Here is a 24587-nt window from a genome sequence, read left to right on the forward strand (position 1 = left end):
TTGGAATGCTGAAGTCGATGGGCGCAGTGAAACAGGCGATCCCCGCCGAGATCGGCGGGGAGGCGGACGTCGCCATGGATAGCGGCGGGACGTCGGAACGATCGTCGGCGCGAAAAATCCTGCCGATCGTCGAGGGCGTCGTGCTGGTCGCGGCGCTGCTCGCGCCGCTGGTGCTGCAGGACTATCTCACGGTGTTCGCAACGCGCGTGATCATCCTCGCGCTGTTCGCGCTGTCGTTCGACCTGGTCTGGGGCTACGCCGGCATCATGAGCTTCGGCCAGGCCCTGTTCTTCGGCTCGGCCGGTTACGGCGTGGCGCTGCTCGCGCGCGACCTTGATATCACCAACATCTTCCTGGTGCTGCCCGCGGGCACGCTGATCGGCCTTACCTTCGCGCTGCTGCTCGGCGGCTTCCTGCTGCTCGGGCGGCATCCCTCCAGCGTGATCTTCGTTTCGCTCGGTACGCTGACCGGCTCCTACGCCGCCGATCGCCTGGCGCGCGGCTGGTATTATCTCGGCGGCCAGAACGGCATTCCCTCGATCGCGCCGATGTCGCTCGGGACTTACGAGTTCACGGAGGGGCCGGCGTTCTATTATCTCGTCCTCGGCATTCTCGTCGTGGTCTACCTGCTCTGCCGCTTCCTTGTGCGCTCGCAGTTCGGCCTCGCGCTCGCCGGCCTGCGCGAGAACGAGCAGCGCATCGCCTTCTTCGGCTACAAGGCGCAGCACCTGAAGGCGATCATCTTCACCATCGGTGGCGGCGTCGCCGGGCTTGCCGGCAGCCTCTATGCCTTCCACGAAGGCTTTGTCTGGCCCAACATGGTCGGCGTCGTCGTCTCGACGCAGGTGGTGCTCTATGTGCTGTTCGGTGGCTCCGGCACGCTGATCGGCGCCGTCATCGGGGCCGTCATCGTCGAGGGCGTCAGCTTCTGGCTCTCGGACAATTATCGCGACATCTGGCCGATCATTCTGGGCTTGTTGCTGCTGCTCGTCATCCTGTTCCGCCCTCTCGGCCTGATCAGTTTCGTCCTCGGCGAGCGCGAGCGGGTCGGTAGCTTCGGCGCCAGGGCCAAAGAAAACCTCAAGGAGAACGTCAAGGAGAATCGCGATGCTCCTTGAAGCCGCCGGCATCACAAAAATCTTCGGCAAGCTCACCGCGCTCGACGGCGCCGCGCTCACCGTCGGTGCCAACGAATTCCACGGCCTGATCGGCCCGAACGGCTCCGGCAAGAGCACGCTGATGAAGTGCATCGCCGGCGCCGAGGTGCCGACGCAAGGCAAGGTCTCGTTCGTCAACACCGACATCACCGCCTTCACGCCGACCGAGCGCGCCCGCGCCGGCATGAGCCTGAAATTCCAGATCACATCCGTGCTGCCGTCACTGACGCTGTACGACAACATCCTGCTCGCGCTGCAGGCGCAGTCCTCGCTGGTTGACCTCGTGTTCTCGCGCACGAGAGGCGCGCTGCACGATCAGGTCATGACCATGCTGACGCAGTTTCGCCTCGCGAATCGCGCCTTCGAGGCCGCAGCGGCGCTGTCGCACGGCCAGCAGCAATGGCTGGAGATAGCGATGGCGCTCGCCGGCAGGCCGAAACTGCTGCTGCTCGACGAGCCGACCGGCGGCATGAGCCTGGAGGAGCGCCGCGTCACCGGCGAATTGCTGCAGCCGATCAAGCAGCATTGCTCGCTCGTCATCGTCGAGCACGACCTCGATTTCATCCGCGACATCTGCGATCGCCTCACCGTGCTCGACCAGGGCAAGGTGCTGGCGTCAGGCACGGTGTCCGAGATCCAGGCCAACAACGCCGTTCAGGAGATTTATCTGCGCCGTGCCTGAATTTTTGGACATTAGACATCTCGACGCCGGCTATGGCCGCAGCCAGGTGCTGTTCGACGTCACCCTCGGCATTCCCTGGCGCGGCGGCGTCGCCGTGCTCGGGCGCAACGGCGCCGGCAAGACCACGCTGATGAAGACCATCGTCGGCGAATTGCCGGCGTGGAAGGGCGAGGTCGCCTTCGACGGCCGCGACATCAGCCGCCGCGCCACCCAGGAGCGTGTCCGCGCCGGCATCGGCTACGTGCCGCAGGAGCATTCGGTGTTCGCGCGCCTGTCGGTGCGCGACAATCTCGCCGTCGGCTCGCTCGCCAGCAAGAAGGCTGACGCGGTCGACCAAGTGCTGACCATCTTCCCGAAGCTCGGCCAGCGCCTCGACCAGCCCGCCGGCACGCTCTCCGGCGGCGAACGCAAGATGCTGGCGATCGGCCGCGCCATGCTGGGCGACCCAAAGCTGCTGCTGCTGGACGAGCCGACCGAAGGCGTCTGGATCGGCGTCATCGAGGAGATCACCGAGCGCCTGATCGAGCTCGCCAAGACAATCGCCGTCATCATCGTCGAGCAGCACCTCGACCTCGCCTTGCGCGTCGCCGACTACGCCTACGTGCTCGACCGCGGCCGCGTCGCGCTGCAGGGAGAGGCGGGCGCGGTGCGGGGCAATCCGGAGCTGATGCGGTATCTGGCGCCGTAGGACGTTGCGCAGCGGAGGGTCGATGCTCTCGCGCCAATTTCGCTGTCATGCCCCGGCTTGACCGGGGCATCCAGTACGCCGCGGCTTCTCGGTTCAATCACCAACGCCTCTGGAATACTGGATCGCCCGCCTTCGCGGGCGATGACGGCTGAAAGTGAGAGGGAGCGAAAGTCGCCCTACTTCACAGCCCCGAAGCGGCTGTCGAACGAGTTCGACGAGATCACCGGCGCGGCGCCCATGATCTGCGTCGCTTCACTCGTACCATCCGCCACTGACGGCTTCAGCGCCGGACGCGTTGCGGCGAGGCGGGTGTCGGGCTGCTTTGCCGGTTCGGCAGGCTTGGTCGCCACGGTCGCAGCCGGCTTCGGCGCGTCCTTCGCTGCATCCTTGGACTTGTCATGCCCCGGCACGAAGCGGGTCACGGCGGCCTTGAGCCGCGACGCTGCGGTCGGCGGCGTCGTGGTGGCCGGGGCCACGGATGCGGTGGCTTGCGGCGGCGGGGTGGTCGCGGTGGTGTCGGATGAGCCCATGCCCATCTTGCGGCCGAGATTGGAGAAGAAGCCGCCGGACTTTTCAGCCGGCGCGGCCGTGGCGACGCGGGCGCCGGTCGCGGGTGCGCTGACGGCGACGACCGGCTCTTCCTGCGGCGCGGGCGCGGACGCCACGCTGTCGAGGTTCGGCTTGGGCGGATTGACGTGGCCGGGGATCGTGCCCGGCGCCTTGGCCATCGCCAGCATCTGCAGCGTGGTGCCTTCGGCGCCTTCGGACAGGCCGGTCGAGCCTTCCGGAATTTTTGCGGCAAAAATCTTGTTCATGCCGCCGTCGATGCCGGTGTTCATGCGCGCCACCGGCGTGCCCTTGGCGACCAGCCTCGCGTATTCCGCCTCGTCCTTGGCTTGCTTGCCCCGCACGGCGGCGACGACGTCCTCGGGAATCACATAGGCCGGGCACTTTGCCGAGGCGTCGAACACCGGATCGCGCTTTGCGTCCGCGGGCTTCGCCGCGTCGAAGACGTACTTCTTCTCGCAGAAATCGACCTTCGGCTCCTGCCGCGTCACCTCGAAATGATCATAGCCTTCCTTGATCATCTTCCAGAACGGCATGTTCGGATTGTTCCGGTGCTTGGCCATGTTCACCGGCGTCATCTTGAACGGATAGGCCTGCAGCTGGAACGCCTTCTGGCCGCCGAAGAAGGATTCGCGGCCGAGCGAATAGATCTCCGCGATCTGCTCGTCGGTCATCGCGTAACAGCCGCGCGAAGAACAGTCGCCATGCACCATCAGCTGCGAGCCGGTGCGGCCCAACGCCTTGTCGAACGCGTTCGGATAGCCGGTGTTGAACGACAGGTAATAGGCCGATTGCGGATTCATCTGGCTCGGGTTGATCGAGTAGAATCCCTCCGGCGCCTGGCGGTCGCCTTCGCGCACCTTCGGACCTAAGTCGCCCGACCAGCGGCAGATCGGATAGGTCTTGAGCAGCGCGAACTGGCCGTTGCGGGCCTGCTTCCAGACCTCGAGCTCGGCCTCTTGCTTGAACAGGCGGACCAGGATCGGCGATTGCAGGTCCATGTCCTTCTCGACCATCGCGGCGAGAAGCTTTGGCGGCACCGGCTGGTTGGCCTTGGCATTGGTCGCGAGCGAGACCTGGTCGGTATCGCAGCCGGCCAGCAGAACACTGGCCGTCATCAGCGCAACCGAAGCCAAGAGCGCGCGAGCAAGCGAACGAGAAATCAAGATGGACCCCACACCGTGCCGGGCAGAGAGCGCGAACCCCAATTCTGATGGAGCATGATCCGACCGGAGAACCGGACCCGTCGTGACGGGCTTTTTCAGCTCACGCCCCAGCGCTTATGCCCTGAAGCCATTGATTAAAATTCTAACCTCTGGGTCATGTGGTCGCAACCCGAGCGGGGATCACGAGCCCGTTGGCCCATCGGCATGGTCAACGAAGACTGAATGGACGCGAGTTGGGACGGAACTTGGGCCTTTCGGCCCGACTGGGACTCAGATCGCTGATTTGGGCAAAAAAAGGGTTAACGGGCGGTTACCGGGGGGTCTTCACCTCCCCCGCTTGCGGGGGAGGCCGGGAGGGGGCTCGCGCCGCATTGGGAGTGTCGCCCGTGGAGATACCCCCACCCCAACCCTCCCCCGCAAGCGGGAGAGGGAGCACACCGCCCCTACGGCACCGGAATCGGCCCGAATCAGCCCAGTTTCCGGCCGATATCGAGGAATTTCTGCCGGCGCTGCTTGCGGATGGCGTCCCCATCCAGGCCCCGGAGCTCGTCGAAGGCCTTGGCGATGGCATCGCCGGTGGTGGCGATCATGGCGGCGGGGTCGCGGTGGGCGCCGCCGACCGGCTCCTTCAGGATGCTGTCGATCACCCCGAAGCGGAGCATGTCCTGGGCGGTGATCTTCATGTTGTTGGCGGCTTCCTGGGCCTTGGTGCCGTCGCGCCAGAGGATCGAGGACGCCGCTTCCGGCGAGATCACGCTGTAGATCGCGTGCTCCAGCATCAGCACCTTGTTGGCGGTGGTAATCGCAATGGCGCCGCCCGACATGCCCTCGCCAGTGATGATGGCGACGTTTGGTACCGTCAGCGCCATGCAGGCATCGGTCGAGCGCGCGATCGCTTCGGCTTGTCCCCGCTCCTCGGCGCCGATGCCGGGATAGGCGCCGGCGGAATCGGCGAGCGACAGCACCGGCAGGCCGAACCGCTCGGCCATCTCCATCAGCCGCACGCATTTGCGATAGCCTTCGGGGCGCGCCATGCCGAAATTGTGCTTGATGCGGCTCTCGGTGGAATCGCCCTTTTCCTGGCCCATCACGCAAATCGCTTCGCCGCGGAAACGGCCGAAGCCGGCGACCAGCGCCTCGTCCTCGCCGAACTTGCGGTCGCCGGCGAGCGGGGTGAATTCGGTGATCAGACCCTTGATGAAATCGTTGAAATGCGGCCGCTGCGGATGCCGCGCGACCAGCGTCTTCTGCCACGGCGTCAGGTTCTGATAGAGGTCGGCGAGCGCCTGCGCCGCCTTGTCCTCGATCCGCCCGATCTCATCGGAGATGTCGGTGCCGGAGGCCGCCAGCGTCCTGAGCTCGTCGACCTTGGAGTCGAGCTCGGCGACGGGCTTTTCGAAGTCGAGATAGCTGCGCATCTGGTCTTGCATCAACTCAGTATAGGGGGACGGGGCGAAGAGGCGAAGCGAGGTCGGGGCCGCGGAGAGAAGTGTAGCGTCTTCAACGAGTTGGCTTGTGCGCTCCTGGCCGGGAGCCAAATCAGTCGAAAGGCCCCGGCTCTTTCTGCGGAGATGTGGCCGAAGTCAAGGCGGTTTCATGGGGTGCCCGTAGCCCGGATGGAGCGAAGCGCAATCCGGGAAGGTCTGTCCGCGGGGCGAGAACCCCGGATTTCGCTGCGCTCCATCCGGGCTACGGCGACAACTACTTCTCCGCCAGCGGGTGCAGGTCGCGCACCAGGCTCTTCAGCCGCTCCTCCACCACATGGGTGTAGATCTGCGTCGTCGAGATGTCGGTGTGGCCGAGCAGGGTCTGCACGATGCGCAAATCGGCACCATTGTGCAGGAGGTGGCTGGCAAAGGCGTGGCGCAGCACGTGCGGGGAGACCAGCCGCGCCTGAAGCCCCGAGGCGACCGCGAGCTCCTTGAGGTCGCGGGCGAAATGCTGGCGCGTCAGATGTCCGCTCTCGCCGAACGAGGGGAACAGCCACTTGGAGGCGGCGAGGCTGTCTTTTTTCTTCTCCGTCTTCGCAGCTTCCGTCGCGGCGAGATAATCCGCCATCGCCTGGCGAGAGGCCTCGTTGAGCGGCACCAGGCGCTCCTTGTTGCCCTTGCCGCGCACCACGATCATGCGGGCATCGCGCTTGGCCGCCGAGCGCGGCAGCGCCACCAGCTCGGAGACGCGCAGGCCGGTGGCGTAGAGCACCTCGAGCAGACAATACAGCCGCAAGGCGCGCAGCCGCTTCGACGGCGAGGCATCCTGCGCCTCGCTCAATTCCTTGGCGCGGCGGAGCATGCGGTCGACATCGGCGATCGACAGCACCTTCGGCAGGCCGCGGCCGCGCTTGGGGCCGGACAGGATCGCGGCAGGATCCTCAGCTCGGATGCGTTCGTTCAGCAGGAAGCGATAGAGATGCCGCATCGCCGACAGCCGGCGCGCGACGCTGGTGGATTTGAAGCCGCGGGCATCGAGATCGGCGAGGTAGTCGCGCAAATTTTGCGTCTCGGCGTCGGCAAAGCTGTGGCCGACGCGGCCCAAAAACTCCGAGAAATCGGTGAGGTCGCGGCGATAGGCGTCGAGCGTATTGGGCCCGGCGCCCTGTTCCGCCGCGAGCATGTCGAGGAACAGGCCGGTGAGCTTGGCATCTGAGGGCGGGTTGCGCATGCCCGGGAGGCTAGCTCCTATTTCTTGAGAAACTTGTCCGGCGGGATCGTCACCGTCATTTCCCGCGACTTGGGACTGACGAAATTGGCCAGTGCGAAGACCACGCCATAGACGATGCCGGCGATCACGGCGACGACCGTCAGGAAGCGGAACAGGCTGGGCATCGTTCTGGGGTCTCTGTCGGGGACTTGGTTAGGGTCTCGGCGGGCAAATTAACCAATGAAATCATCCAACATGTTCGCCGTTTCGTGGCAAGAGTCCTCTGGCGAGGGCCCCTGCGGGGTCGTATAGGTGGCCAAAGCATGCCGCCTTTGGCGGCAGATCGAGCGAGATCCAGAGCGAGATCCAGAGCAATATCCATGTCCGACGCCGCGTTGCCGATACCAGCTTCGCCCGAAGCCGACATCCTGTCGGCGCTCGGGGCGCGCTCGATCGTGCTCGTCGGTATGATGGGGGTGGGCAAATCCACCATCGGCCGCCGCATGGCGAGCAGGCTCAAGCTGCCCTTCGTCGATGCCGACACCGAGATCGAGACCTCGGCCCAGATGAGCATCCCGGAGATCTTCGAGCGCCACGGCGAGCCGTATTTCCGTGACGGCGAAGCGCGGGTCATCGCGCGGCTGCTGGACAGCGGTCCGGTGGTGCTGGCGACCGGCGGAGGCGCCTTCATGCGCGAGGAGACCCGTGCGCGCATTGCGGCGAAGGCGGTTTCGATCTGGCTCAAGGCGGACCACGACGTCATCATGCGCCGGGTGCGGCGCCGTGCCGACCGCCCGCTGCTCCGGACCGCCGACCCCGAGGGAACCGTGACGCGCCTCCTCACCGAGCGCGAGCCGGTCTACAGCCATGCCGATCTCACCATCGCCTCGCGCGACGTGCCGCACGACAAGATCGTCGAGGAGACCATCGAGGCGCTGCGCGCGCATCTCTGTGGCGAGCAAGCCACCCAACCACCTGCCGACGTTGCGAGTGCCATACGATGACTGCGCCGTTGAAACATTCCGACCCTGTCAACGTCGAGGTCGCGCTGGGGAATCGCGCCTATGACATCGTCATCGGCCGCGGGGTGCTGTCCTCGCTCGGCGAACGGGTCGCCGCCTTGCGTCCCGGCGTGCGTACCGCGATCGTGACGGATCGCACGGTGGCCAAGCACTGGCTCGAGCCCACCGAGGCCTCGCTCGCCGCCAGCGGCATCCCGACCTCGCGCGTTGTTGTCGAGGAAGGCGAGATCTCCAAGACCTATGCCGGCCTCGAAAAGGTCAGCGAAGCCCTGATCGCCGCGAAGATCGAGCGCAACGATCTCGTCATCGCGCTCGGCGGCGGCGTGGTCGGCGATCTCGCCGGCTTTGCCGCGGCGATCCTGCGCCGCGGTGTCGATTTCGTGCAGGTGCCGACCTCGCTGCTGGCGCAGGTCGATTCCAGCGTCGGCGGCAAGACCGGCATCAACTCGCCGCAGGGCAAGAATTTGCTCGGCGCGTTCCACCAGCCGGTGCTGGTGGTCGCCGACACTGCCGTGCTCGACACGCTGTCGCCGCGGCAGTTCCGCGCCGGCTATGCCGAGGTCGCCAAATACGGCGTGCTCGGTGACGAGGCCTTCTTCACCTGGCTGGAGAAGAACCATTCCGACATCTTCAAGGGCGGCTCCGCCCGCGAGCACGCGATCGCGACCTCCTGCCGCGCCAAGGCGGGCGTCGTCTCGCGCGACGAGCGCGAGACCGGCGAGCGCGCTCTGCTCAATCTCGGCCACACCTTCGGCCACGCGCTGGAGGCTGCGACCGGGTTCTCCGACCGCCTGTTCCACGGCGAAGGCGTTGCCATCGGCATGACGCTGGCGGCGCAGTTCTCGGCCAAGCTCGGCATGATCGGCGAAGCCGATGCGTCGCGCGTCGAGCGGCATCTGATCGGCGCCGGCCTGCCGACGCGCCTGCAGGACATCGCGGGCTTTGCGCAGGAGGGGCTTGCCGATGCCGATGCGCTGATGGCCCTGATGGCGCAGGACAAGAAGGTCACGCGCGGCAAGCTCACCTTCATCCTGCTGGAGGCCGTCGGGCGCGCGGTGATCGCGAAGGATGTCGAGCCGGCCCCGGTGCGGGACTTCCTGAAGTCGAAATTATCGCAGTGATGGCGGCATCGTCTGGATCGGCCGCCCGCCATGAGGCGCGGATGATCAAGGCGGTCGCGAGGCAAACATGAGTTCGATCTCGATCAATCTGCTGCTTGCGGTTCTCCTGCTCGCCGCCAACGCGTTTTACGTGGCAGCCGAATTTGCCCTCGTGAAGAGCCGCGGCTTCCGCGTCAAGGCAATGGTCGAGCAGAACCGCTTCGGCGCGCGCCTGTTGCAGACCATGATGGGAAACATCGAATCCTATCTGGCCTGCTGCCAGCTCGGCATCACCATGGCCTCGCTCGGTCTTGGCTGGATCGGCGAGCCGACCGTGTCTGCGCTGCTGAGCCCGATCCTGCAGCCGCTCGGACTATCGGAGGCCACGCTGCACTTCACCTCGTTCGTGGCGGGGTTCCTGGTTTTCTCCTCCCTGCACATCATCATCGGCGAGCAGGTGCCGAAGACGCTTGCAATCAGGGAGCCGATGCCGGTGTCGCAGTGGATCGCCTATCCGCTTTATGCCTCCTACCTCGTGTTCTATCCGCTGAGCTGGTGTCTCAACACGGCGTCAGGCGCGATCCTGCGTCTGATCGGCGTCCAGGAGTTTTCGCAGCACGAGATCCTGACGGATTCCGAGATCGAGGGCCTGGTCGAGGAATCCGCGGTGCACGGCAAGATCGAGAGCGGCGAGGCCGAATACATTCACAACGTCTTCCGCCTCGGCGAGCTCACCGTGTCCGACGTGATGGTTCACCGCACCGCCATGGTGATGATCAATGCCGACCTGCCGCCGGAAGAACTGGTGCGGGAGGTGCTGGCCACCGAATACACCCGTATTCCGCTGTGGCGCGACAAGTCGGAGAACATCATCGGCATCCTGCACGCGAAGGATCTGTTGCGGGCCATCCGCGTCTCGGAAGGTGATACCTCGCGCATCGACGTCACCACCATCATGCTGCCGCCCTGGTTCGTGCCGGAAATGCGGCCAATATCCCAGCAGCTCAAGGCGTTCCGTCGCCGCAAGACCCATTTCGCGCTCGTCGTCGACGAGTATGGCGAGGTTGAAGGCCTCGTGACGCTGGAAGACATTCTGGAGGAGATCGTCGGCGACATCTCCGACGAGCACGACGTGGTGGTCGCCGGCGTAAGGCGCCAGCCCGACGGCTCCGTCGTGGTCGACGGCTCGGTGCCGATCCGCGATCTCAACCGTGCGCTGGACTGGCACCTGCCCGACGAAGAGGCAACGACGGTGGCCGGCCTCGTCATTCACGAGGCGCGCTCCATCCCCGACCGCGGCCAGAGTTTTACGTTCCACGGCTTCCGCTTCCGCGTCCTGCGCCGCGAGCGCAACCGCATCACCGCGCTCCGTATTTCACCGGTAGCGCGCGAGGCGGAGCTGGAAGAAGCCAAGCCGAGACGGGCAGGGACGTCGTTCTGAATTTCTTACCCTCCCCTGGCGGGGGAGGGTAAGCGAAGTCAGCTTTCCCCCGGCGCCTTTGCCTGGATTGCCAGCGCGTGCACGCTGCCGGAGAGTTCCGCGGCCAGCGCCGAATTTATCATGCGGTGGCGCTCGACCCGGCTCTTCCCTTTGAAGCCATCAGATACAATATAAACGCGGAAGTGCGTCTCACCGCCGGGCCGATGGCCGGCATGGCCTTCGTGCAAATGTGACTCGTCGACAACTTGCAGGCTTTCCGGCGTGAAAGCTTCCTGCAACTTGTTGCTGATAGTGTCGCGCATAGCCATGTTGTGCCATTCGGGTGCAGAGATCACACCCGTTATTTGCCGGGTTTGCAGCGAATTGCAATGTCAAGACTTGAAGGTTTTTGCATTGCGTAGTCAAAGTCAGCCATGCCGATCGATTCATCAAAGTTCTTCGACTCCATCCGCGTCAAGCCGCGGGGCAAGCAGCCGGAAGTGAAGCCGCGCGACACCGCGGTCGGTTGCGAATGGGCCGGATGCCAGAACAAGGGCGCGCATCGCGCGCCGAAGGGCCGTGAGAACCAGCGTGAGTACTGGCACTTCTGCCTGAACCACGTGCGCGAGTACAACCAGAACTACAATTTCTTCTCCGGCATGAACGCCGATGCCGTCGCGCGCTATCAGAAGGATGCGCTGACCGGTCACCGCCCGACCTGGAAGATGGGCGCCAATGGCGGCAAGAAGGGTGCGGAAGCCGAGATCGACATGGCGGCCGACCCGTTCAGCATGTTCAGCGAGATCAACGGCCGCGCGGGCTGGCGGAAGGGCCCGGATGCTCAGCCCAAGGCCGAGACGCGCAAGGTGATGAACGCCGAGCGCAAGGCGCTCCAGGTCATGGGCCTCGGCCCCGATTCCACGCTCGCCGACGTCAAGACCAAGTACAAGGCGCTGGTCAAGCAGCACCACCCCGACGCCAATGGCGGCGACCGCTCGACGGAAGACCGCCTGATCGAGATCATCAAGGCGTATAATTATCTGAAGACGGTGGTGCGCGAGGCGTAGGGCCTTTGCGCGCGCTGTGTCGGTGCCAGGCACCCCGGCGCCACACCCTCGGTGTCGTCCCTGCGTACGTAGGGACCCATAACCCCAGGGCAACATTTGGCGAAGACTCGTCGTGACGAAGTCTTCGCGCAGTATTTCCACCCGCTTCTTGTCGATAAATCACTGCAAAGCGGCTTGTCCGCCATAGCTCGAAGAGCGACGGCGGAAGCGTGTCCACGCATTTTGTGTCATCGAGAGAGGTGGTGGGCACGGCGCAAGTGCGCCTTTGCCCACCCTACGATTTTCCGGGCTCGCGGAGACATCCGCTCTCAAACTTTCGGCATCGCCCCCACATACGACGAGCTCGGCCTGATCAACCGCCCGGTCCGCTGCTGCTCGCACGCATGCGCGGTCCAGCCTGCGGCGCGCGCGACTGCGAAGATCGGCGTGAACGCCTGCCGCGGGATCGCCAGCGCATCGAGCAGGATCGCGGTGAAGAATTCGACATTGGTCTCGAGCGGCCGCTCCGGATTCTTCTTGCGCAAGGCGGCGCGGATGTAGGCCTCGACCTCGCCGGCGAATGGCAAATCGGTGCCGTTGGAGGCGAGGGCCTCGACTGCGGTCTTGAGCACATCGGCGCGCGGATCGCGCACGCGGTAGACGCGGTGGCCGAAGCCCATCATCCGCTCGCCGCGGGCCAGCGCCGCATCCACCCAGGGCTGGATGCGCTCGCGCGAGCCGATCGCGTCCAGCATTTCCAGCACCGGCTCAGGCGCGCCGCCATGCAGCGGGCCGGTGAGGGCGCAATAGCCCGCGGTCACCGCGGCAAACAGATCGGCCTGCGTCGAAGCCACCACGCGCGCGGTGAAGGTCGAGGCGTTCATGCCGTGGTCGCTGGCGGTGACGAGATAGGCATCGAGCGCGGTGACTTCGCGTGCGGCCGGTGCGCGCCCATGCAACATCCGAAGCGTATCGGCAGCATGGCTGACATTGGGATCCGGCGCGACCGGCTCGAGCCCCTTGGCGCGCCGGACCAGCGCGCCTGCGATCACCGGAAACGCGCCGACGATCGTCGCCTCGTGCTCCAGCCCGTTCTCCGCGCGGAGCCCCGCGACCGCCGCGCGAAACCCGTCGACAACGCCCATGCCGCGCGTTGCCGGCAGCAGGTCCGGCAGCCGCGCGAAGGCGCGCTCGCGCGCAAGGCCGAGGCTCGCCCGCACATTGGCTTCGGTGAGGGTGGTCTTGCTGGCGCCGTTCCAGAGCCGGGCGGTGACGCCCTCAAAGCTCGAGAGAGCGGCGAGGCGGCCGACATGCTCGCCGGCGATGATCAGCTCGCCGCGCTCGCCGTCGACATGGCTCAGCACGGTCTCGGCCGCGGGAACGCCGTCCAGCCCGATCTGGCTTTTGGTGAGGTGGATGTTCATGGCCCAAATCTCCCTTTGCGTTGCACCAGGGAAAATTCGGTCCTCTCGACAGATTGATCAATCTTGATTACATAAATCAATATGAAAAATTCCGAGGGGCTTTACCTCTCCGCCCGGGAAGCCGCCGCCGAGCTCGCGATCTCGCCGGCCACGCTCTACGCCTATGTCAGCCGCGGCCTGATCCGCTCCGAGCCGACGCCGGATTCGCGCAAAAATCGCTACCGTGCCGAGGACGTCCGCGCGCTGAAGGAGCGCCGGGTGCCGTCGCCGGAGCCGCGCGGCCTGCGCAGCTTCGACGCCGACCTGCCGGTGATGGACACGGAGATCTCCACCATCACCGAAGAGGGGGCGATCTATCGCGGCGTCAATTGCGTCGATCTCGCCGAGAACGACACGCTGGAGCACACGGCGACGCTGCTCTGGGATGTCTCCGAGGTCGATCCATTCGCCCCGGACAATCAGCCCGCGCTCTCCGAAGAAATGCGCACGATCGGGCAAGCCGCACGCCGGGCCGCGCCGATCGACCGCGCCATCGCCGTGCTCGCGCTGGCCGCGAGCGTCGATCCCCGTGCCTTCACCCGCGCGCCCGACGGCCGCGCCATGGTCGGTGGCCGCATCGTCCGGCTGCTGGTCGCGACGATGCTCAATGCCGAACCCTCGGCCGAGCCGCTGCATCAGCAGATCGCAACAGCCTGGGCCGCGGACAACAAGCACGCGCCCGATCTGATTCGCCGCGCGCTGGTGCTGCTGGCCGATCACGAGCTGAACGCCTCGACCTTCACCGCGCGCTGCGCCGCCTCGACCGGCCTCAACCTCTATGATGCCGTGATCGCCGGTCTCGCCTCGTTGAAGGGGCCCAAACATGGCGGCGCGAGCGTGCTGGCCTCGCAGCTCGTCAAGACCCTGATCGATCGCGACGTCGCCCCGATGGTGCGTGAGCGCGTCGCGCTCGGCGAACGTTTTGCCGGCTTTGGCCACGGCGTCTACAAGCGCGGCGATCCCCGCGCGCAATCGCTGCTGAATGCGCTCTCCCGCGCCGGCGCGCCGCGAAAGTTCACGCGCGAGGTGCCGGAGCGGATCGCGGAAGCGACCGGCGAATTCGTCAATATCGACTATGCCCTCGCGGTGCTGGTGCACGCGCTGCGCCTTCCCACCGGCAGCGAGCTCGCTCTGTTCGCCATGGCCCGCAGCGTCGGCTGGATCGCCCACGCCAGCGAGCAGTTGCAGTTCGGGAAGCTGATCAGGCCAAGGGCGCGGTATGTGGGACCTGCGCCGGGGCGAAGGGTGGGGGCTAGTTAGAATATCTCTCTGCTGTCGTCCCTGCGAACGCAGGGACCCATAACCCCAGGGAGCAGTTTGGCGCCGACTGTTCGTTCGGTACTCCCGCCGGTCTCAATCGATAGATCACGCGGTATGGGTCCCTGCGTTCGCAGGGACGACACCTTTGGTGTGGCGGCAGCCTACCCCTGCCGCTTCGCCGCCGCGACACCGCTGCCATTCCGCCGCCGGTAGATCCACACGCCAACGCCGCCGACGATCGCCACTGCAACCACCGTCAACACCCAGATATGCTTGCCGACATGGCCGTGGTGATGCAGTCCGGCATATTCGTGCAGGGCCGATACCGCCAGCACGCCCGGCAGCACATGGGCGGGAGCCCAGACCAGGATCGCCGGGATGTTCACGGCGTAGAACCTTGCCGGCGCCATGCCGAGCGCGCCGGCGGTCACAGGCACGAAGGCGCGGATCGGCGGCACGAAACGGGCGAAGAACACCGCCCAGGTGCCGAAGCGGTGGAAGAAGCTTTCGCTCTCCGCGACCACGCGCGGATAGTTGGTCAGCGGCCAGGTGTTGAGGATCTCGCGCTGCTGCCGGTGCCCGATCCAGTAAGCCGAGCCGTCTCCCAGCACGGCGCCCGTGGCGGCGGCAAGCAGCACCCATGGCAGCTTCAGCTCGCCGCCCGGAACCAGGGCGCTCAGCGCCAGGATGATAGTCGAGCCGGGGATGACCGATCCCACCACCGGGACCGCTTCGAGCAGGGCCGCCAGGAATAGGGTCAGATAGGCCAGCCACGGATGGGCGGAAACGAAGGATATGAGGGGATCAAGGAAGGACGTCACGTCGTCTCTTGAGGGGCTGGAGCTCGGAGCTTTGGACCCTACATAAGTAACCGCATACGGCCAAAGTGCCATTCGCACGGAACGGGCATGACGCGCCCGAATTTGGGCGTGATTCGCAAGGCAGCCCTCCAAAATCTGCGTTCCTTGCCTATCTAAATGAAAAGACAACGGAACTTTGATTGGTGGCCGGGCTTCTGCCGGCACGTTGTCTCTGATAGGTTGATTTTCAGCACCCAGCCGCAGCCAACGTGCGAATAACCGGTTTCGGGACCGCCCGGGACCTCGGAGGATTGATGACGACCGCCGCTCTGTCCAAAGTTGAGGAAGTTTCCGGTCAGCCCGACATGAAGGTGTCGGTGCGGCAGGTGTTCGGGATCGACAGCGATCTCGAAGTCCCCGCCTATTCCGAAGTCGATCCTCACGTGCCCGAAGTCGATTCCGACTACCGCTTCGACCGCGCCACCACGCTCGCCATTCTCGCCGGCTTCGCCCGCAACCGCCGCGTGATGGTGACCGGCTATCACGGCACCGGCAAATCCACCCATATCGAGCAGGTCGCCGCCCGCCTGAACTGGCCCTGCGTGCGCGTCAACCTCGACAGCCACATCAGCCGTATCGACCTCGTCGGCAAGGACTCGATCGTGGTCCGCGACGGCAAGCAGGTCACCGAATTCCGCGACGGCATCCTGCCCTGGGCGCTGCAGAACAACGTCGCGCTGGTGTTCGACGAATACGACGCCGGCCGCCCGGACGTGATGTTCGTGATCCAGCGCGTGCTCGAGGTCTCCGGACGCCTGACGCTGCTCGACCAGAACAAGGTGATCAAGCCGCACCCGGCCTTCCGGCTGTTCGCGACCGCCAACACCGTCGGCCTCGGCGACACCTCGGGCCTCTATCACGGCACCCAGCAGATCAATCAGGGCCAGATGGACCGCTGGTCGATCGTCACCACGCTGAACTATCTCAGCCATGACGAGGAAGTGGAGATCGTGCTGGCCAAGGCCAAGCACTATCGCACCCAGGAAGGCCGCGACATCGTCAACAAGATGGTGCGCCTGGCCGATCTCACCCGTAACGCTTTCGCCAATGGCGATCTGTCGACGGTGATGAGCCCGCGTACGGTGATCACCTGGGCTGAGAACGCCGACATCTTCGGCGATATCGGCTTCGCCTTCCGCGTCACCTTCCTCAACAAGTGCGACGAGCTCGAGCGTCCCCTGGTCGCCGAGTTCTACCAGCGCTGCTTCAACGCGGAGCTGCCGGAATCGGCGGTCAACGTGGCACTGAGCTGATCTCTCTCGGTGTGTCGTCCCGGCGAACGCCGGGACCCACCGCGTGATGTCTCGATTGAAGTGCGCTGATAGTTTCCCTGACTGACTACCGCCGGTGGCTATGGGTCCCGCTTTCGCGGGGACGACGGTGAGATCGAGATGAGCACCACCTCCAACTCCAAATTCCGTAACACCAAGGAAGCGCCGACCGAGCCGTTCAAGCGCTCGGTGGCGTCCTGTCTCAAGGCGATCGCCAAGACGCCGGAGCTCGACGTCTCCTTCGCGGCCGAGCGGCCGGGCCTTGCGCCCGGCAAGGCGCGGCTGCCCGAGCCCGCGCGCAAAATGACCAAGCGTGATGCGGCGATCGTGCGCGGTCACGCCGATTCCATCGCGCTCAAGATCGCCTGTCACGATGCAAAACTGCATCGCAAGCTGATGCCCGGCAATCCGCAGGCGCGCGGCGTGTTCGAGGCGGTGGAGCAGGCGCGGGTGGAGGCGATCGGCGCGCGCCGCATGGCGGGCGTCGCGAAGAATCTCACCGCGATGCTCGACGACCATTTTCACCGCGGCAAGTTCGACGAGATCACCGACCGTGCCGACGCGCCGCTGGCGGACGCGCTGGCGATGCTGGTGCGCGAGCGCCTGACCGGCATGGCGCCGCCGACCGCCGCGAAGAAGATGGTCGATCTCTGGCGTCCCATCCTCGAAGACAAGATCGGCAAGCGGCTCGACCGGCTCGACACCCTGGTCGAGGACCAGACCCGGTTCGGCGACGCCGTGCACGATCTCCTGACGGCGCTCGATATCGGCGACGAGCGCAACGCCGACAGCGAGGACGATGACGAGAACGACGAGAACCAGGACGGCGACAACGACCAGTCCGGCGCCGAGGGCTCGCCCGATTCCGACGCTGCGCAGGAGATGAGCGCCGACCAGGCGCAGGCGAGCTCGGAAGAGATGAGCGAGAGCGCGATGGAAAGCGCGCAGGCCTCGACCTCCGACACTTTCGACGACGGCGAGCTCGGCGACGACGAGACCCCGGGCGAGGCGACGCGTCCGAACCAGCACGGCAAGAACGAGCCGCGCGGGCCGGAATACCACGCCTTCGCGCCCAAGTTCGACGAGATCATCGCGGCCGAGGACCTCTGCGACCATGACGAGCTGGAGCGCCTGCGCGCCTATCTCGACAAGCAGCTGGCGCATCTGCAGGGTATCGTCGCCCGCCTCGCCAACCGCCTGCAGCGCCGCCTGATGGCGCAGCAGAACCGCGCCTGGGAGTTCGATCTCGAAGAGGGCATTCTGGACCCCGCGCGCCTGTCGCGCGTCGTCACCGATCCCTATCATCCGCTGTCCTTCATGCACGAGAAGGAGGCGACGTTCCGCGACACCGTGGTGACGCTGCTGCTCGACAATTCCGGCTCGATGCGCGGACGACCCATTACGGTCGCGGCGACCTGCGCCGACATTCTGGCGCGCACGCTGGAGCGTTGCGGAGTCAAGGTCGAGATTTTGGGCTTCACCACGCGCGCCTGGAAGGGCGGGCAATCGCGCGAAGCATGGCTGGCCGCCGGCAAGCCGGCCAATCCCGGCCGCCTCAACGATCTCCGCCACATCATCTACAAGTCGGCCGACGCCCCCTGGCGTCGTGCGCGAAAGAATCTTGGCCTGATGATGCGCGAGGGCCTGCTGAAAGAGAACATCGACGGCGAGGCGCTGGACTGGGCGCACAAGCGCCTGCTCGGCCGGCCCGAGCAGCGCAAGATCCTGATGATGATCTCGGACGGTGCGCCGGTCGACGATTCCACGCTGTCGGTCAATCCCGGCAACTATCTCGAGCGGCACCTGCGCCACATCATCGAGGAGATCGAGACCCGCTCGCCGGTCGAGCTGATCGCGATCGGCATCGGCCACGACGTGACGCGCTATTATCGCCGCGCGGTGACGATCGTGGATGCCGAAGAGCTCGGCGGCGCCATCACCGAGAAGCTCGCCGAACTCTTCAGCGAGACCAACACCGCACCTACCCAGCCGGCCGGTCGCCCGCGACGCAAATTGCATTCGTGAGCACGCATCCATCCCGCCGCAGCTTCCTCAGGCACGCTGCGGCGGGATTCTCCACTCTCGCACTCTCCCGCTCCGCGCTGGCGCAAGGGGTGGCCGAGCCGCCGCCGCGCGCGCTTCAGGTCGAGAACGCCGTCGTCGAGCCCGTCAGCGTCGAGGTCAACGCGCGCGTCATTCCCAATTTCGAGCCGCGTGACCGCACGCGGACGCGCTTCGGCTCGCTGGAATATCGCAGCGGCCTGGTGCTGACCTCGCGCTATCGCGGCTTTGGCGGCCTGTCCGGCATCCGGCTCGACGCCAAGGGCGAAGGCTTCCTCGCGGTGTCCGACCAGGGCGGCTGGTTCACGGGTCGCATCCGCTATTCCGGTGGCAAGATGACCGGCCTCGACGACGTCGAAGCCGCGCCGCTGCTCGGTGCCGAAGGGCGGCCGATCACGGAAAAGCGGCTGTGGTGGGATTCGGAATCGATCGCGCGCGACGGCAATTTCGTCTATGTCGGGCTCGAGCGCGTCAACCAGATCCTGCGCTACGATTTCTCCAAGGGCGGCACGCGCGCGCGCGGCGAGGTGGTGCCGGTGCCGGCGGGACTCCGCAAGCTGCCCTCCAACAAAGGGCTGGAGGCGCTGGTCGTCGTGCCCAAAGGCAAAGACCAGAACCTGCCGCTGGCGGGCACCCTGATCGCCTTCTCCGAGCGCGGGCTGGATGCCGACGGCAACCTCACAGCCTTCCTGATCGGCGGGCCCTCGCCCGGCCAGTTCAGCGTGCGCCGTACCGAGAAATACGACATCAGCGATGCCGTGCTGCTGGCGAGCGGCGAGCTTCTGATCCTCGAGCGCAAATTCTCCTGGTTCACCGGCGTCAACATCCGCATCCGCTCGATCCCTCTGAAATCCATCACGCCCGGTGCGCTGGTCGACGGCCCCGCGCTGTTCGCCGCCGATCTCGGCCACGAGATCGACAACATGGAAGGCATCGACGCCCACGTCACGGCTGACGGCGAGACCGTGCTGACGCTGATCTCCGACGATAATTTCTCGATGCTGCAGCGGACCCTGCTGCTGCAATTCACGCTGGCGGAGTAGTTCTCCGCCGTCGTCCCGGGGCGCGCCCAATCTCCACTGTCGTCCCGGATCTGCGCTGACGCTTGTCCGGGACGACGGCAGAATGTGTGGCGCGGTCTCGCGTCAAGCCGCGGTCGCAATGCGTGCCGCCACTACCCGCCATTCCCGGCGCGCAACTGGCAATCCGCCGCCCGCCCACTACACTCTCTCAACTGCCCCTCTCATCCCCCCGGAACTCCCCCGCATGAGCGTCCTGTTTTCCCCGATCAAGCTGCGCGGCCTGACGTTGAAGAACCGCATCGTGGTGTCGCCGATGTGCCAATACTCGGCCGACGACGGCGTCGCCAATGACTGGCACTTCACCCACATCAACAATCTCAGCCTGTCGGGCGCGGCGATGTTCTGCATCGAGGCGACCCATGTCGAGGCGATCGGCCGCATCACGCCGGGCTGCCTCGGGCTCTACAGCGATGCCGCCGAAGCCGCGCTGAAACAGGTGCTCACTTCGGTGCGCAAGCATTCCTCCACCGCGATCGCGATGCAGCTCGCCCATGCGGGCCGCAAGGCCAGTAGCGCGCGGCCCTGGGACGGCGGCCAACTAATCCCGGCGGAGCAGGGCGGCTGGCAGACGGTGGCCCCATCGGCGCTGCCGCACAAGGAGGGCGAGGCCGCCCCGCTGGCGCTGGATGCAGCGGGCCTCAAGCGCATCCGCGAGGCCTTCGTCGACAGCGCCAAGCGCGCGGAGCGCATCGGCATCGACGCCATCGAGCTGCACGGCGCGCACGGCTATCTCCTGCATCAGTTCCTGTCGCCGATCTCCAACAAGCGCACCGACGAATATGGCGGGTCTTTGCAGAACCGCATGCGCTTCCCGCTCGAAATTTACGATGCCGTGCGCGCGGTGTTTCCGCACGACAAGCCGGTCGGCATGCGGGTGTCGTCGACCGATTGGGTCGAGGGCGGCTGGGATCTGGCGCAGACGATCGAGTTTGCCAATGCGCTGAAGGCGCGCGGCGTCGACTGGATCGATGCCTCCTCCGGCGGCGTCTCGCCGCTGCAGAAGATCCCGCTCGGCCCCGGCTACCAGGTGCAGTTTGCGGAGGCCATCAAGCGCGAGACCGGATTGCCGACCATCGCCGTCGGCCTGATCACCGAGGGCAAGCAGGCCGAAGAGATCGTCGCATCCGGCAAGGCCGACATGATCGCGCTCGCCCGCGGCATGCTCTACGATCCGCGCTGGGCCTGGCACGCCGCCGCCGATGTCGGCGGCGAGGTCGAAGCCCCGCCGCAATACTGGCGCTCGCAGCCCTCGACGCAGAAGGCGCTGTTCGGCAAGACCACGTTCGGGGCGCGGTGAAGGCGCGCTGCTGGTGTGGCGCGACGACCACCATTGTCGTCCCTGCCTAGTGCGCAATTGCGCACGGGCGCAGGGACCCATACCGCGTGATCTCACCATGATCCCCGGTCTGCGTTGACAACTTAACTAAGAGTCTTCGTCAAACCACGTCCTGTGGTTATGGGTCCCTGCTCCCGTGCGCAATTGCGCACTAGGCAGGGACGACAGCGGAATGTGAAGCGCGCCTTTCGCGTCTCTCACGCACCAGCCCTCCCGCATCCGTAAATCCCCCCAGCTTCCACGCACCCCAAAACTGGCCTAACCTTGCGCGACCCAACTCCTCGCGGAGGCCTGCCATGCGGTTTCGTGTTCGCAATACGGCTCATGTGTTCGAGCGTGTCGGGCTTGCGATGGCCGGCGCGGCGTGCGGGCTGTTCGTCGGCGCTTATGTCGGATCGGCGATATCGGCGCTCACCACGCAGGGCTTTCTGCTGGTGATGATGGTGCTGGGCTTCGTCGGCTTCTATCTCGGCATCGACACGCCGCAATTGCCGTTCGACGAAGCGCATAGCGAGATCGACGCCGCCGAATTCCTCAGCGCCGCCGGCACGCTCTGCGCCACGCTGACCGCGCTCGCCTCCGTCGCCGTCATCGTGCTCCGCCTCGACCCGCATCTGGTCTGGACCTGGCTTGCTCTGCTCGGCTGGATCGCCGGCGTCGCCATGCAGATCGTCGGCGGCGCGAAGGCGCGGATGCGGAAGTAGCGGGGGAATTGTTGGAGAACAATCGTGCTCCGGGCTCGCTACAACCTCTCCCGCTTGCGGGGGAGGTCGGCGCGTTCCGGGCGATGCGAAGCATCGTCCCGCGCGCCGGGTGGGGGCTCTCTCCGCTGGGGGAATCCCTCTGCGGAGACACCCTCTCCCCAGCCCTCCCCCGCAAGCGGGGGAGGGAGCGCACCTCCAGCGCAGCGGCGCTTGTGACTCCAGCGTCCCTCAAAACACCACGCCCACGCGCGTGCCGCGCTTCCAGGCGATGCGGCAGCGCTTCTTGGTGTTGACGTGCAGCAGCTCAAAGCGGTCGGGGATGTTCACCTGGCCACCGAGATCGACGCAGGCGCCGCCGGGCGAATAGTCGATCAGCGTGCAGTTGATCACGGGCGCGCGCGGGTCGGTGATGATCTTGGCCTGGCGCGACACCAGCCCGGCAGGCTTCACGCGGGCATATTTACGCGGATACATTGGCACTCTCCTCCAATTCCGCAGGTTCTCGCGGCGGGTTCGGAGCCAATGATGGAACGCAGATGATGCGATCCAGCTAAGGCGGGCGGAAGAATTTTAACGAAAAGTAGCGGCGAAGGAAGAAAGCGGCGGTAGCGGGGTGGGGTGTCACCTCAAACTCCGCCGTCGTCCCTGCGAAAGCAGGGACCCATACCGCGTGATCCATCGGTTGCGCGCGGTAGCAGTCCCGAACAACGAGTCTTCGCCAAAACCCTCCCTGTGGTTATGGGTCCCTGCTTTCGCAGGGACGACGGCTGAGCGTGATGCGCGCACCTGCCTCCACACCCATCATTATGAGCGCGCCGCTCTCCTCACACGCCCGCCGTCTCCAGCTCCGCATGCTGCGGCCCCACCGGCATCGGCACCGTCACATAGTCCTTCGGCAGATTCACCGGCCGGTAATCCGGCTCCACCGCCATCCGCTTCAACACGCTCTCATGCACATGCGCGCCATCGGGGATGGGGCGCGGCTCGCAATCGGGGATGTAGAAGCCGAAATAAACCTTCCGCTCCGGCCACTCCTTGTACTTCGCGCTCTTCGGCAAGAACTCCAGCAGCCGCCAGCCCGCCGTCATCGAATCGTGCAGCACGCCGGTCTTCCCGGTGTAGGCCGGCTCGACATATTGGAACGGCGAGTTCTTGCGCTGGATGCCCCAGGCGAGTTGCTTGATGGTCGCCGGGTTGAAGTTCAGCCCCGCCTTCTCCGCCTCCGCGATCATCCAGATCAGCGGATATTTGGAGTCCCCGCTCTCGGCTTCCGGATAGCCGCCGCCGACGTCGCTGTGCACGCCGGCGAACCACACCTGCAGAATGTCCTGCGGCACCTTCTTTTCATCAGGGACGTAGCGGTTGCTCCAGAACTCCTGCGGCTCTTCGTACTTTTTCAGGCGGAACATGCAGCGCCGCTCGTCGATCGCGATCGCCTGCCGGAAGATCTTGACGCTGGGGTTGCGCAGCGTGAAGGCGAGCTCCTCCAGGCTCGGCCAGAACAGCCGGTCGGCGCGCGGCACGATCACGCTCGCCACCGTGTCCCACACGCCGATGAAGTGGATGGTCGGCCAGCGCGTCGAGGTGATGCGCGCGAACTGCGCCGCGAGATCGAACTCATCCTTCGGCAGCGGCCCCTGGTCGTCGAAGGCGACGTTCCTGAGGTCTTCGATGTCGTTGCCGCGCCCGGTGCCGGAATATTGCTTGTAGGCGACGAGGCCCGAGCCTGCGAGGTTCGCCTGCTCCGGCCTGATCAGCCCGACCTTGTGGATCAGCCCCGCCAGCACGCGCACCGTGTAGGCCCCGCGCGAAAAGCCGAACAGATAGATCTTGTCGCCCGGCGCGTAGTGCTCGACCAGGAAGCAATAGGCGCTGAGCACATTGTCATCGAGCCCGTAGCCGGTGGCGAGCCCCAGCACCAGGTTGATATTGGCCTTGAGCCGGTGCCACGTCGTCGGCTCCGTCACCGTGCCGACCCCGGGATCGTAAAACACCATCTGCCGCGGCTGCGTCTTCTCGGTCTTGCGCAGGCAGCGATAGAGCTTCAGGACGTTGGAGATGTTCTCCGAAATCTCGTTGCCGGTGCCGTCGCAGCAGATGACGAGGTTTTTGGGGGAGGGGTTGGGTGCGGGGTCGCGCGCGTGGTCCATGGGATGCGCCTCGGGGGGATGCTACCGGGGCGAGTATAGCGGAAAGGAGTGGCAGGGAGGAGACGAAGGCGGCGCCGCGGCATGCAGCCCCATGGCCCCATCATCTGTTGATATTAACCCCTTGTTAACCATGCGGTTGCCTAATGTTGACGATGGGGGGATCACCATGTCGGCCCATGTGACGCGACCGAGGTTGATGCCTGTTTCGACCGATCCGGCCATCCGGTCGGTGGCGAGGCTGGCGGTTCGCGCCAAGGCCGTCCTACAGGGCAAATCGCCTGTCCTACGGAGCAAAGCCATGTTCGGAAAGGACGACTTAGTGGACAATCTCAGCCGCGATCTCGATCGCGCGCGCGGACGACGCGATGCGCTCGCATCCGAAGCCACGACCCTGACGGCCCAGATCGCCGAAATCGAAGCCCGCCTCATCGAAGAGAAGAAAAGGCGGGAGCGTGAGCGCGTCCTGAGCGAGATCGAAATGATCAAGACGCGAGTCAAGCAAGCCGCCGGCGCGTTTGCGCCCGTCGTCGACGGTCTCTCCAGCGCGATCGAATCGGCTGCGGCCGTCGTGCCCGAGGCGCGCGAGCTCAATAGTTTCCTCGTGTCGGTGGCGACCGAGATCGACAGCGTGCTCGATCCGCTCTTGCGCGAACTGGATCAGCGCGCGGATTCGGTGCGATCCGGACAGGCAGCGCTGGACTTGCCGAGTTCGGCCGTTGAAGCGCCGCCCGTCGAGCTGCCGAAAGACACCAACGAACGCCTGCTTCGCTTTCCGGCCTGGCTGTCGCGCGACAAGGAGCCGGACAAGAAGGAAACCGCGGAGAGCCCGCGCAGCACGGCTGCTTGAATGATCTGCGCGCTCTAAGCGCGCTGACCTGGAGCAGGATGGCTTTTGGTTGGATCGAGCGGGCC

23 protein-coding genes are annotated in these 24587 nt (G+C 65.6%); 14 read left to right on the top strand and 9 right to left on the bottom strand.

Annotated features, from left to right (window positions below; translation table 11 throughout):
* Window positions 1–5 precede the first annotated feature (5 nt).
* The 3 genes from GGD66_RS14480 to GGD66_RS14490 are packed head-to-tail and all read left to right on the top strand — an operon-like array spanning window position 6 to window position 2527.
* A complete protein-coding gene (locus GGD66_RS14480) occupies window positions 6–1118 on the top strand; it encodes a branched-chain amino acid ABC transporter permease (RefSeq protein ID WP_183258179.1) in 1113 nt (370 codons plus the stop codon).
* Window positions 1108–1839, top strand: coding sequence for an ABC transporter ATP-binding protein (locus GGD66_RS14485; RefSeq protein WP_179732179.1), 732 nt, complete (start codon window positions 1108–1110; stop codon window positions 1837–1839). The genes GGD66_RS14480 and GGD66_RS14485 overlap by 11 nt, the downstream gene beginning before the upstream one ends.
* Window positions 1832–2527, top strand: a complete 696-nt coding sequence (locus GGD66_RS14490; RefSeq protein WP_183237833.1) for an ABC transporter ATP-binding protein — start codon at window positions 1832–1834, stop codon at window positions 2525–2527. The genes GGD66_RS14485 and GGD66_RS14490 overlap by 8 nt, the downstream gene beginning before the upstream one ends.
* Before the next feature lie 176 nt (window positions 2528–2703).
* On the opposite strand, the gene GGD66_RS14495 is transcribed toward GGD66_RS14490, so the two are convergent.
* The 4 genes from GGD66_RS14495 to GGD66_RS14510 all read right to left on the bottom strand — a co-directional run bounded on the left by GGD66_RS14495 (window position 2704) and on the right by GGD66_RS14510 (window position 7085).
* Entirely contained in the window at window positions 2704–4212 is a 1509-nt protein-coding gene (locus tag GGD66_RS14495) for a murein L,D-transpeptidase family protein (protein ID WP_183258180.1), read from the bottom strand.
* A gap of 515 nt (window positions 4213–4727) precedes the next feature.
* Complete coding sequence (locus GGD66_RS14500) at window positions 4728–5690, bottom strand: acetyl-CoA carboxylase carboxyltransferase subunit alpha (protein ID WP_018320570.1); 963 nt, start codon at window positions 5688–5690, stop codon at window positions 4728–4730.
* Window positions 5691–5961: 271 nt separating this feature from the next.
* Complete coding sequence (gene xerD, locus GGD66_RS14505) at window positions 5962–6921, bottom strand: site-specific tyrosine recombinase XerD (protein ID WP_183258181.1); 960 nt, start codon at window positions 6919–6921, stop codon at window positions 5962–5964.
* Between the two features lie 17 nt (window positions 6922–6938).
* The gene (locus GGD66_RS14510; protein ID WP_014439243.1) at window positions 6939–7085 is read right to left on the bottom strand and encodes a hypothetical protein; all 147 of its coding nucleotides are present in this window, start codon (window positions 7083–7085) and stop codon (window positions 6939–6941) included.
* Between the two features lie 195 nt (window positions 7086–7280).
* Here GGD66_RS14510 and GGD66_RS14515 point away from each other — a divergent pair, with 195 nt between their 5' ends.
* From GGD66_RS14515 to GGD66_RS14525, 3 genes are all read left to right on the top strand, one after another.
* Window positions 7281–7904: a shikimate kinase gene (locus tag GGD66_RS14515; protein ID WP_018320572.1), complete on the top strand. Its 624-nt coding sequence runs from the start codon at window positions 7281–7283 to the stop codon at window positions 7902–7904.
* Window positions 7901–9043: a 3-dehydroquinate synthase gene (aroB, locus tag GGD66_RS14520; protein ID WP_183258182.1), complete on the top strand. Its 1143-nt coding sequence runs from the start codon at window positions 7901–7903 to the stop codon at window positions 9041–9043. Before GGD66_RS14515 ends, aroB begins: the two co-directional genes overlap by 4 nt.
* 67 nt (window positions 9044–9110) lie before the next feature.
* Window positions 9111–10463 (top strand): hemolysin family protein, encoded by a 1353-nt coding sequence (locus GGD66_RS14525; protein WP_018320574.1) that lies wholly within the window; start codon window positions 9111–9113, stop codon window positions 10461–10463.
* Window positions 10464–10501: 38 nt separating this feature from the next.
* Here GGD66_RS14525 and GGD66_RS14530 read toward each other — a convergent pair whose 3' ends face one another.
* Window positions 10502–10771, bottom strand: a complete 270-nt coding sequence (locus GGD66_RS14530) for a BolA family transcriptional regulator (protein WP_092261312.1) — start codon at window positions 10769–10771, stop codon at window positions 10502–10504.
* A 105-nt stretch (window positions 10772–10876) separates the two neighbouring features.
* Here GGD66_RS14530 and GGD66_RS14535 point away from each other — a divergent pair, with 105 nt between their 5' ends.
* Complete coding sequence (locus GGD66_RS14535) at window positions 10877–11509, top strand: J domain-containing protein (protein ID WP_018320576.1); 633 nt, start codon at window positions 10877–10879, stop codon at window positions 11507–11509.
* Window positions 11510–11817: 308 nt separating this feature from the next.
* Here GGD66_RS14535 and GGD66_RS14540 read toward each other — a convergent pair whose 3' ends face one another.
* The gene (locus tag GGD66_RS14540) at window positions 11818–12912 is read right to left on the bottom strand and encodes a citrate synthase/methylcitrate synthase (protein ID WP_183258183.1); all 1095 of its coding nucleotides are present in this window, start codon (window positions 12910–12912) and stop codon (window positions 11818–11820) included.
* An 81-nt stretch (window positions 12913–12993) separates the two neighbouring features.
* On the opposite strand from GGD66_RS14540, the gene GGD66_RS14545 reads away from it, so the two are divergent.
* Window positions 12994–14211: a citrate synthase family protein gene (locus GGD66_RS14545; protein ID WP_183258184.1), complete on the top strand. Its 1218-nt coding sequence runs from the start codon at window positions 12994–12996 to the stop codon at window positions 14209–14211.
* 161 nt (window positions 14212–14372) lie between these two features.
* Here the strand turns inward: GGD66_RS14545 and GGD66_RS14550 are convergent, their stop codons facing one another.
* On the bottom strand, window positions 14373–15032 hold the full coding sequence (locus GGD66_RS14550; protein WP_183258185.1) for a DedA family protein: 660 nt from the start codon (window positions 15030–15032) through the stop codon (window positions 14373–14375).
* Window positions 15033–15325: 293 nt separating this feature from the next.
* Between GGD66_RS14550 and cobS the strand changes: the two genes are divergently transcribed.
* From cobS to GGD66_RS14575, 5 genes are all read left to right on the top strand, one after another.
* Entirely contained in the window at window positions 15326–16324 is a 999-nt protein-coding gene (gene cobS / locus GGD66_RS14555; protein ID WP_092261308.1) for a cobaltochelatase subunit CobS, read from the top strand.
* A 138-nt stretch (window positions 16325–16462) separates the two neighbouring features.
* Window positions 16463–18367 carry a cobaltochelatase subunit CobT gene (cobT, locus tag GGD66_RS14560; RefSeq protein WP_092261307.1) on the top strand — a complete coding sequence of 635 codons (1905 nt, stop codon included), beginning with the start codon at window positions 16463–16465 and terminating at the stop codon, window positions 18365–18367.
* Window positions 18364–19446, top strand: coding sequence for an esterase-like activity of phytase family protein (locus tag GGD66_RS14565; protein WP_183258186.1), 1083 nt, complete (start codon window positions 18364–18366; stop codon window positions 19444–19446). The genes cobT and GGD66_RS14565 overlap by 4 nt, the downstream gene beginning before the upstream one ends.
* Window positions 19447–19669: 223 nt before the next feature.
* Entirely contained in the window at window positions 19670–20782 is a 1113-nt protein-coding gene (locus GGD66_RS14570) for an NADH:flavin oxidoreductase/NADH oxidase (RefSeq protein ID WP_183231904.1), read from the top strand.
* Window positions 20783–21117: 335 nt separating this feature from the next.
* Complete coding sequence (locus tag GGD66_RS14575; protein WP_018320584.1) at window positions 21118–21525, top strand: hypothetical protein; 408 nt, start codon at window positions 21118–21120, stop codon at window positions 21523–21525.
* 228 nt (window positions 21526–21753) lie between these two features.
* Here the strand turns inward: GGD66_RS14575 and GGD66_RS14580 are convergent, their stop codons facing one another.
* Entirely contained in the window at window positions 21754–21999 is a 246-nt protein-coding gene (locus GGD66_RS14580) for a PilZ domain-containing protein (RefSeq protein ID WP_026201681.1), read from the bottom strand.
* Between the two features lie 350 nt (window positions 22000–22349).
* Entirely contained in the window at window positions 22350–23675 is a 1326-nt protein-coding gene (locus GGD66_RS14585) for a DUF2235 domain-containing protein (protein WP_183258187.1), read from the bottom strand.
* A gap of 91 nt (window positions 23676–23766) precedes the next feature.
* Here GGD66_RS14585 and GGD66_RS14590 point away from each other — a divergent pair, with 91 nt between their 5' ends.
* Window positions 23767–24522: a hypothetical protein gene (locus GGD66_RS14590; RefSeq protein WP_246788893.1), complete on the top strand. Its 756-nt coding sequence runs from the start codon at window positions 23767–23769 to the stop codon at window positions 24520–24522.
* Window positions 24523–24587 lie beyond the last annotated feature (65 nt).

Origin of the sequence: Bradyrhizobium sp. CIR48 (assembly GCF_014198315.1) — a bacterium.
Classification (GTDB): Bacteria; Pseudomonadota; Alphaproteobacteria; order Rhizobiales; family Xanthobacteraceae; genus Bradyrhizobium.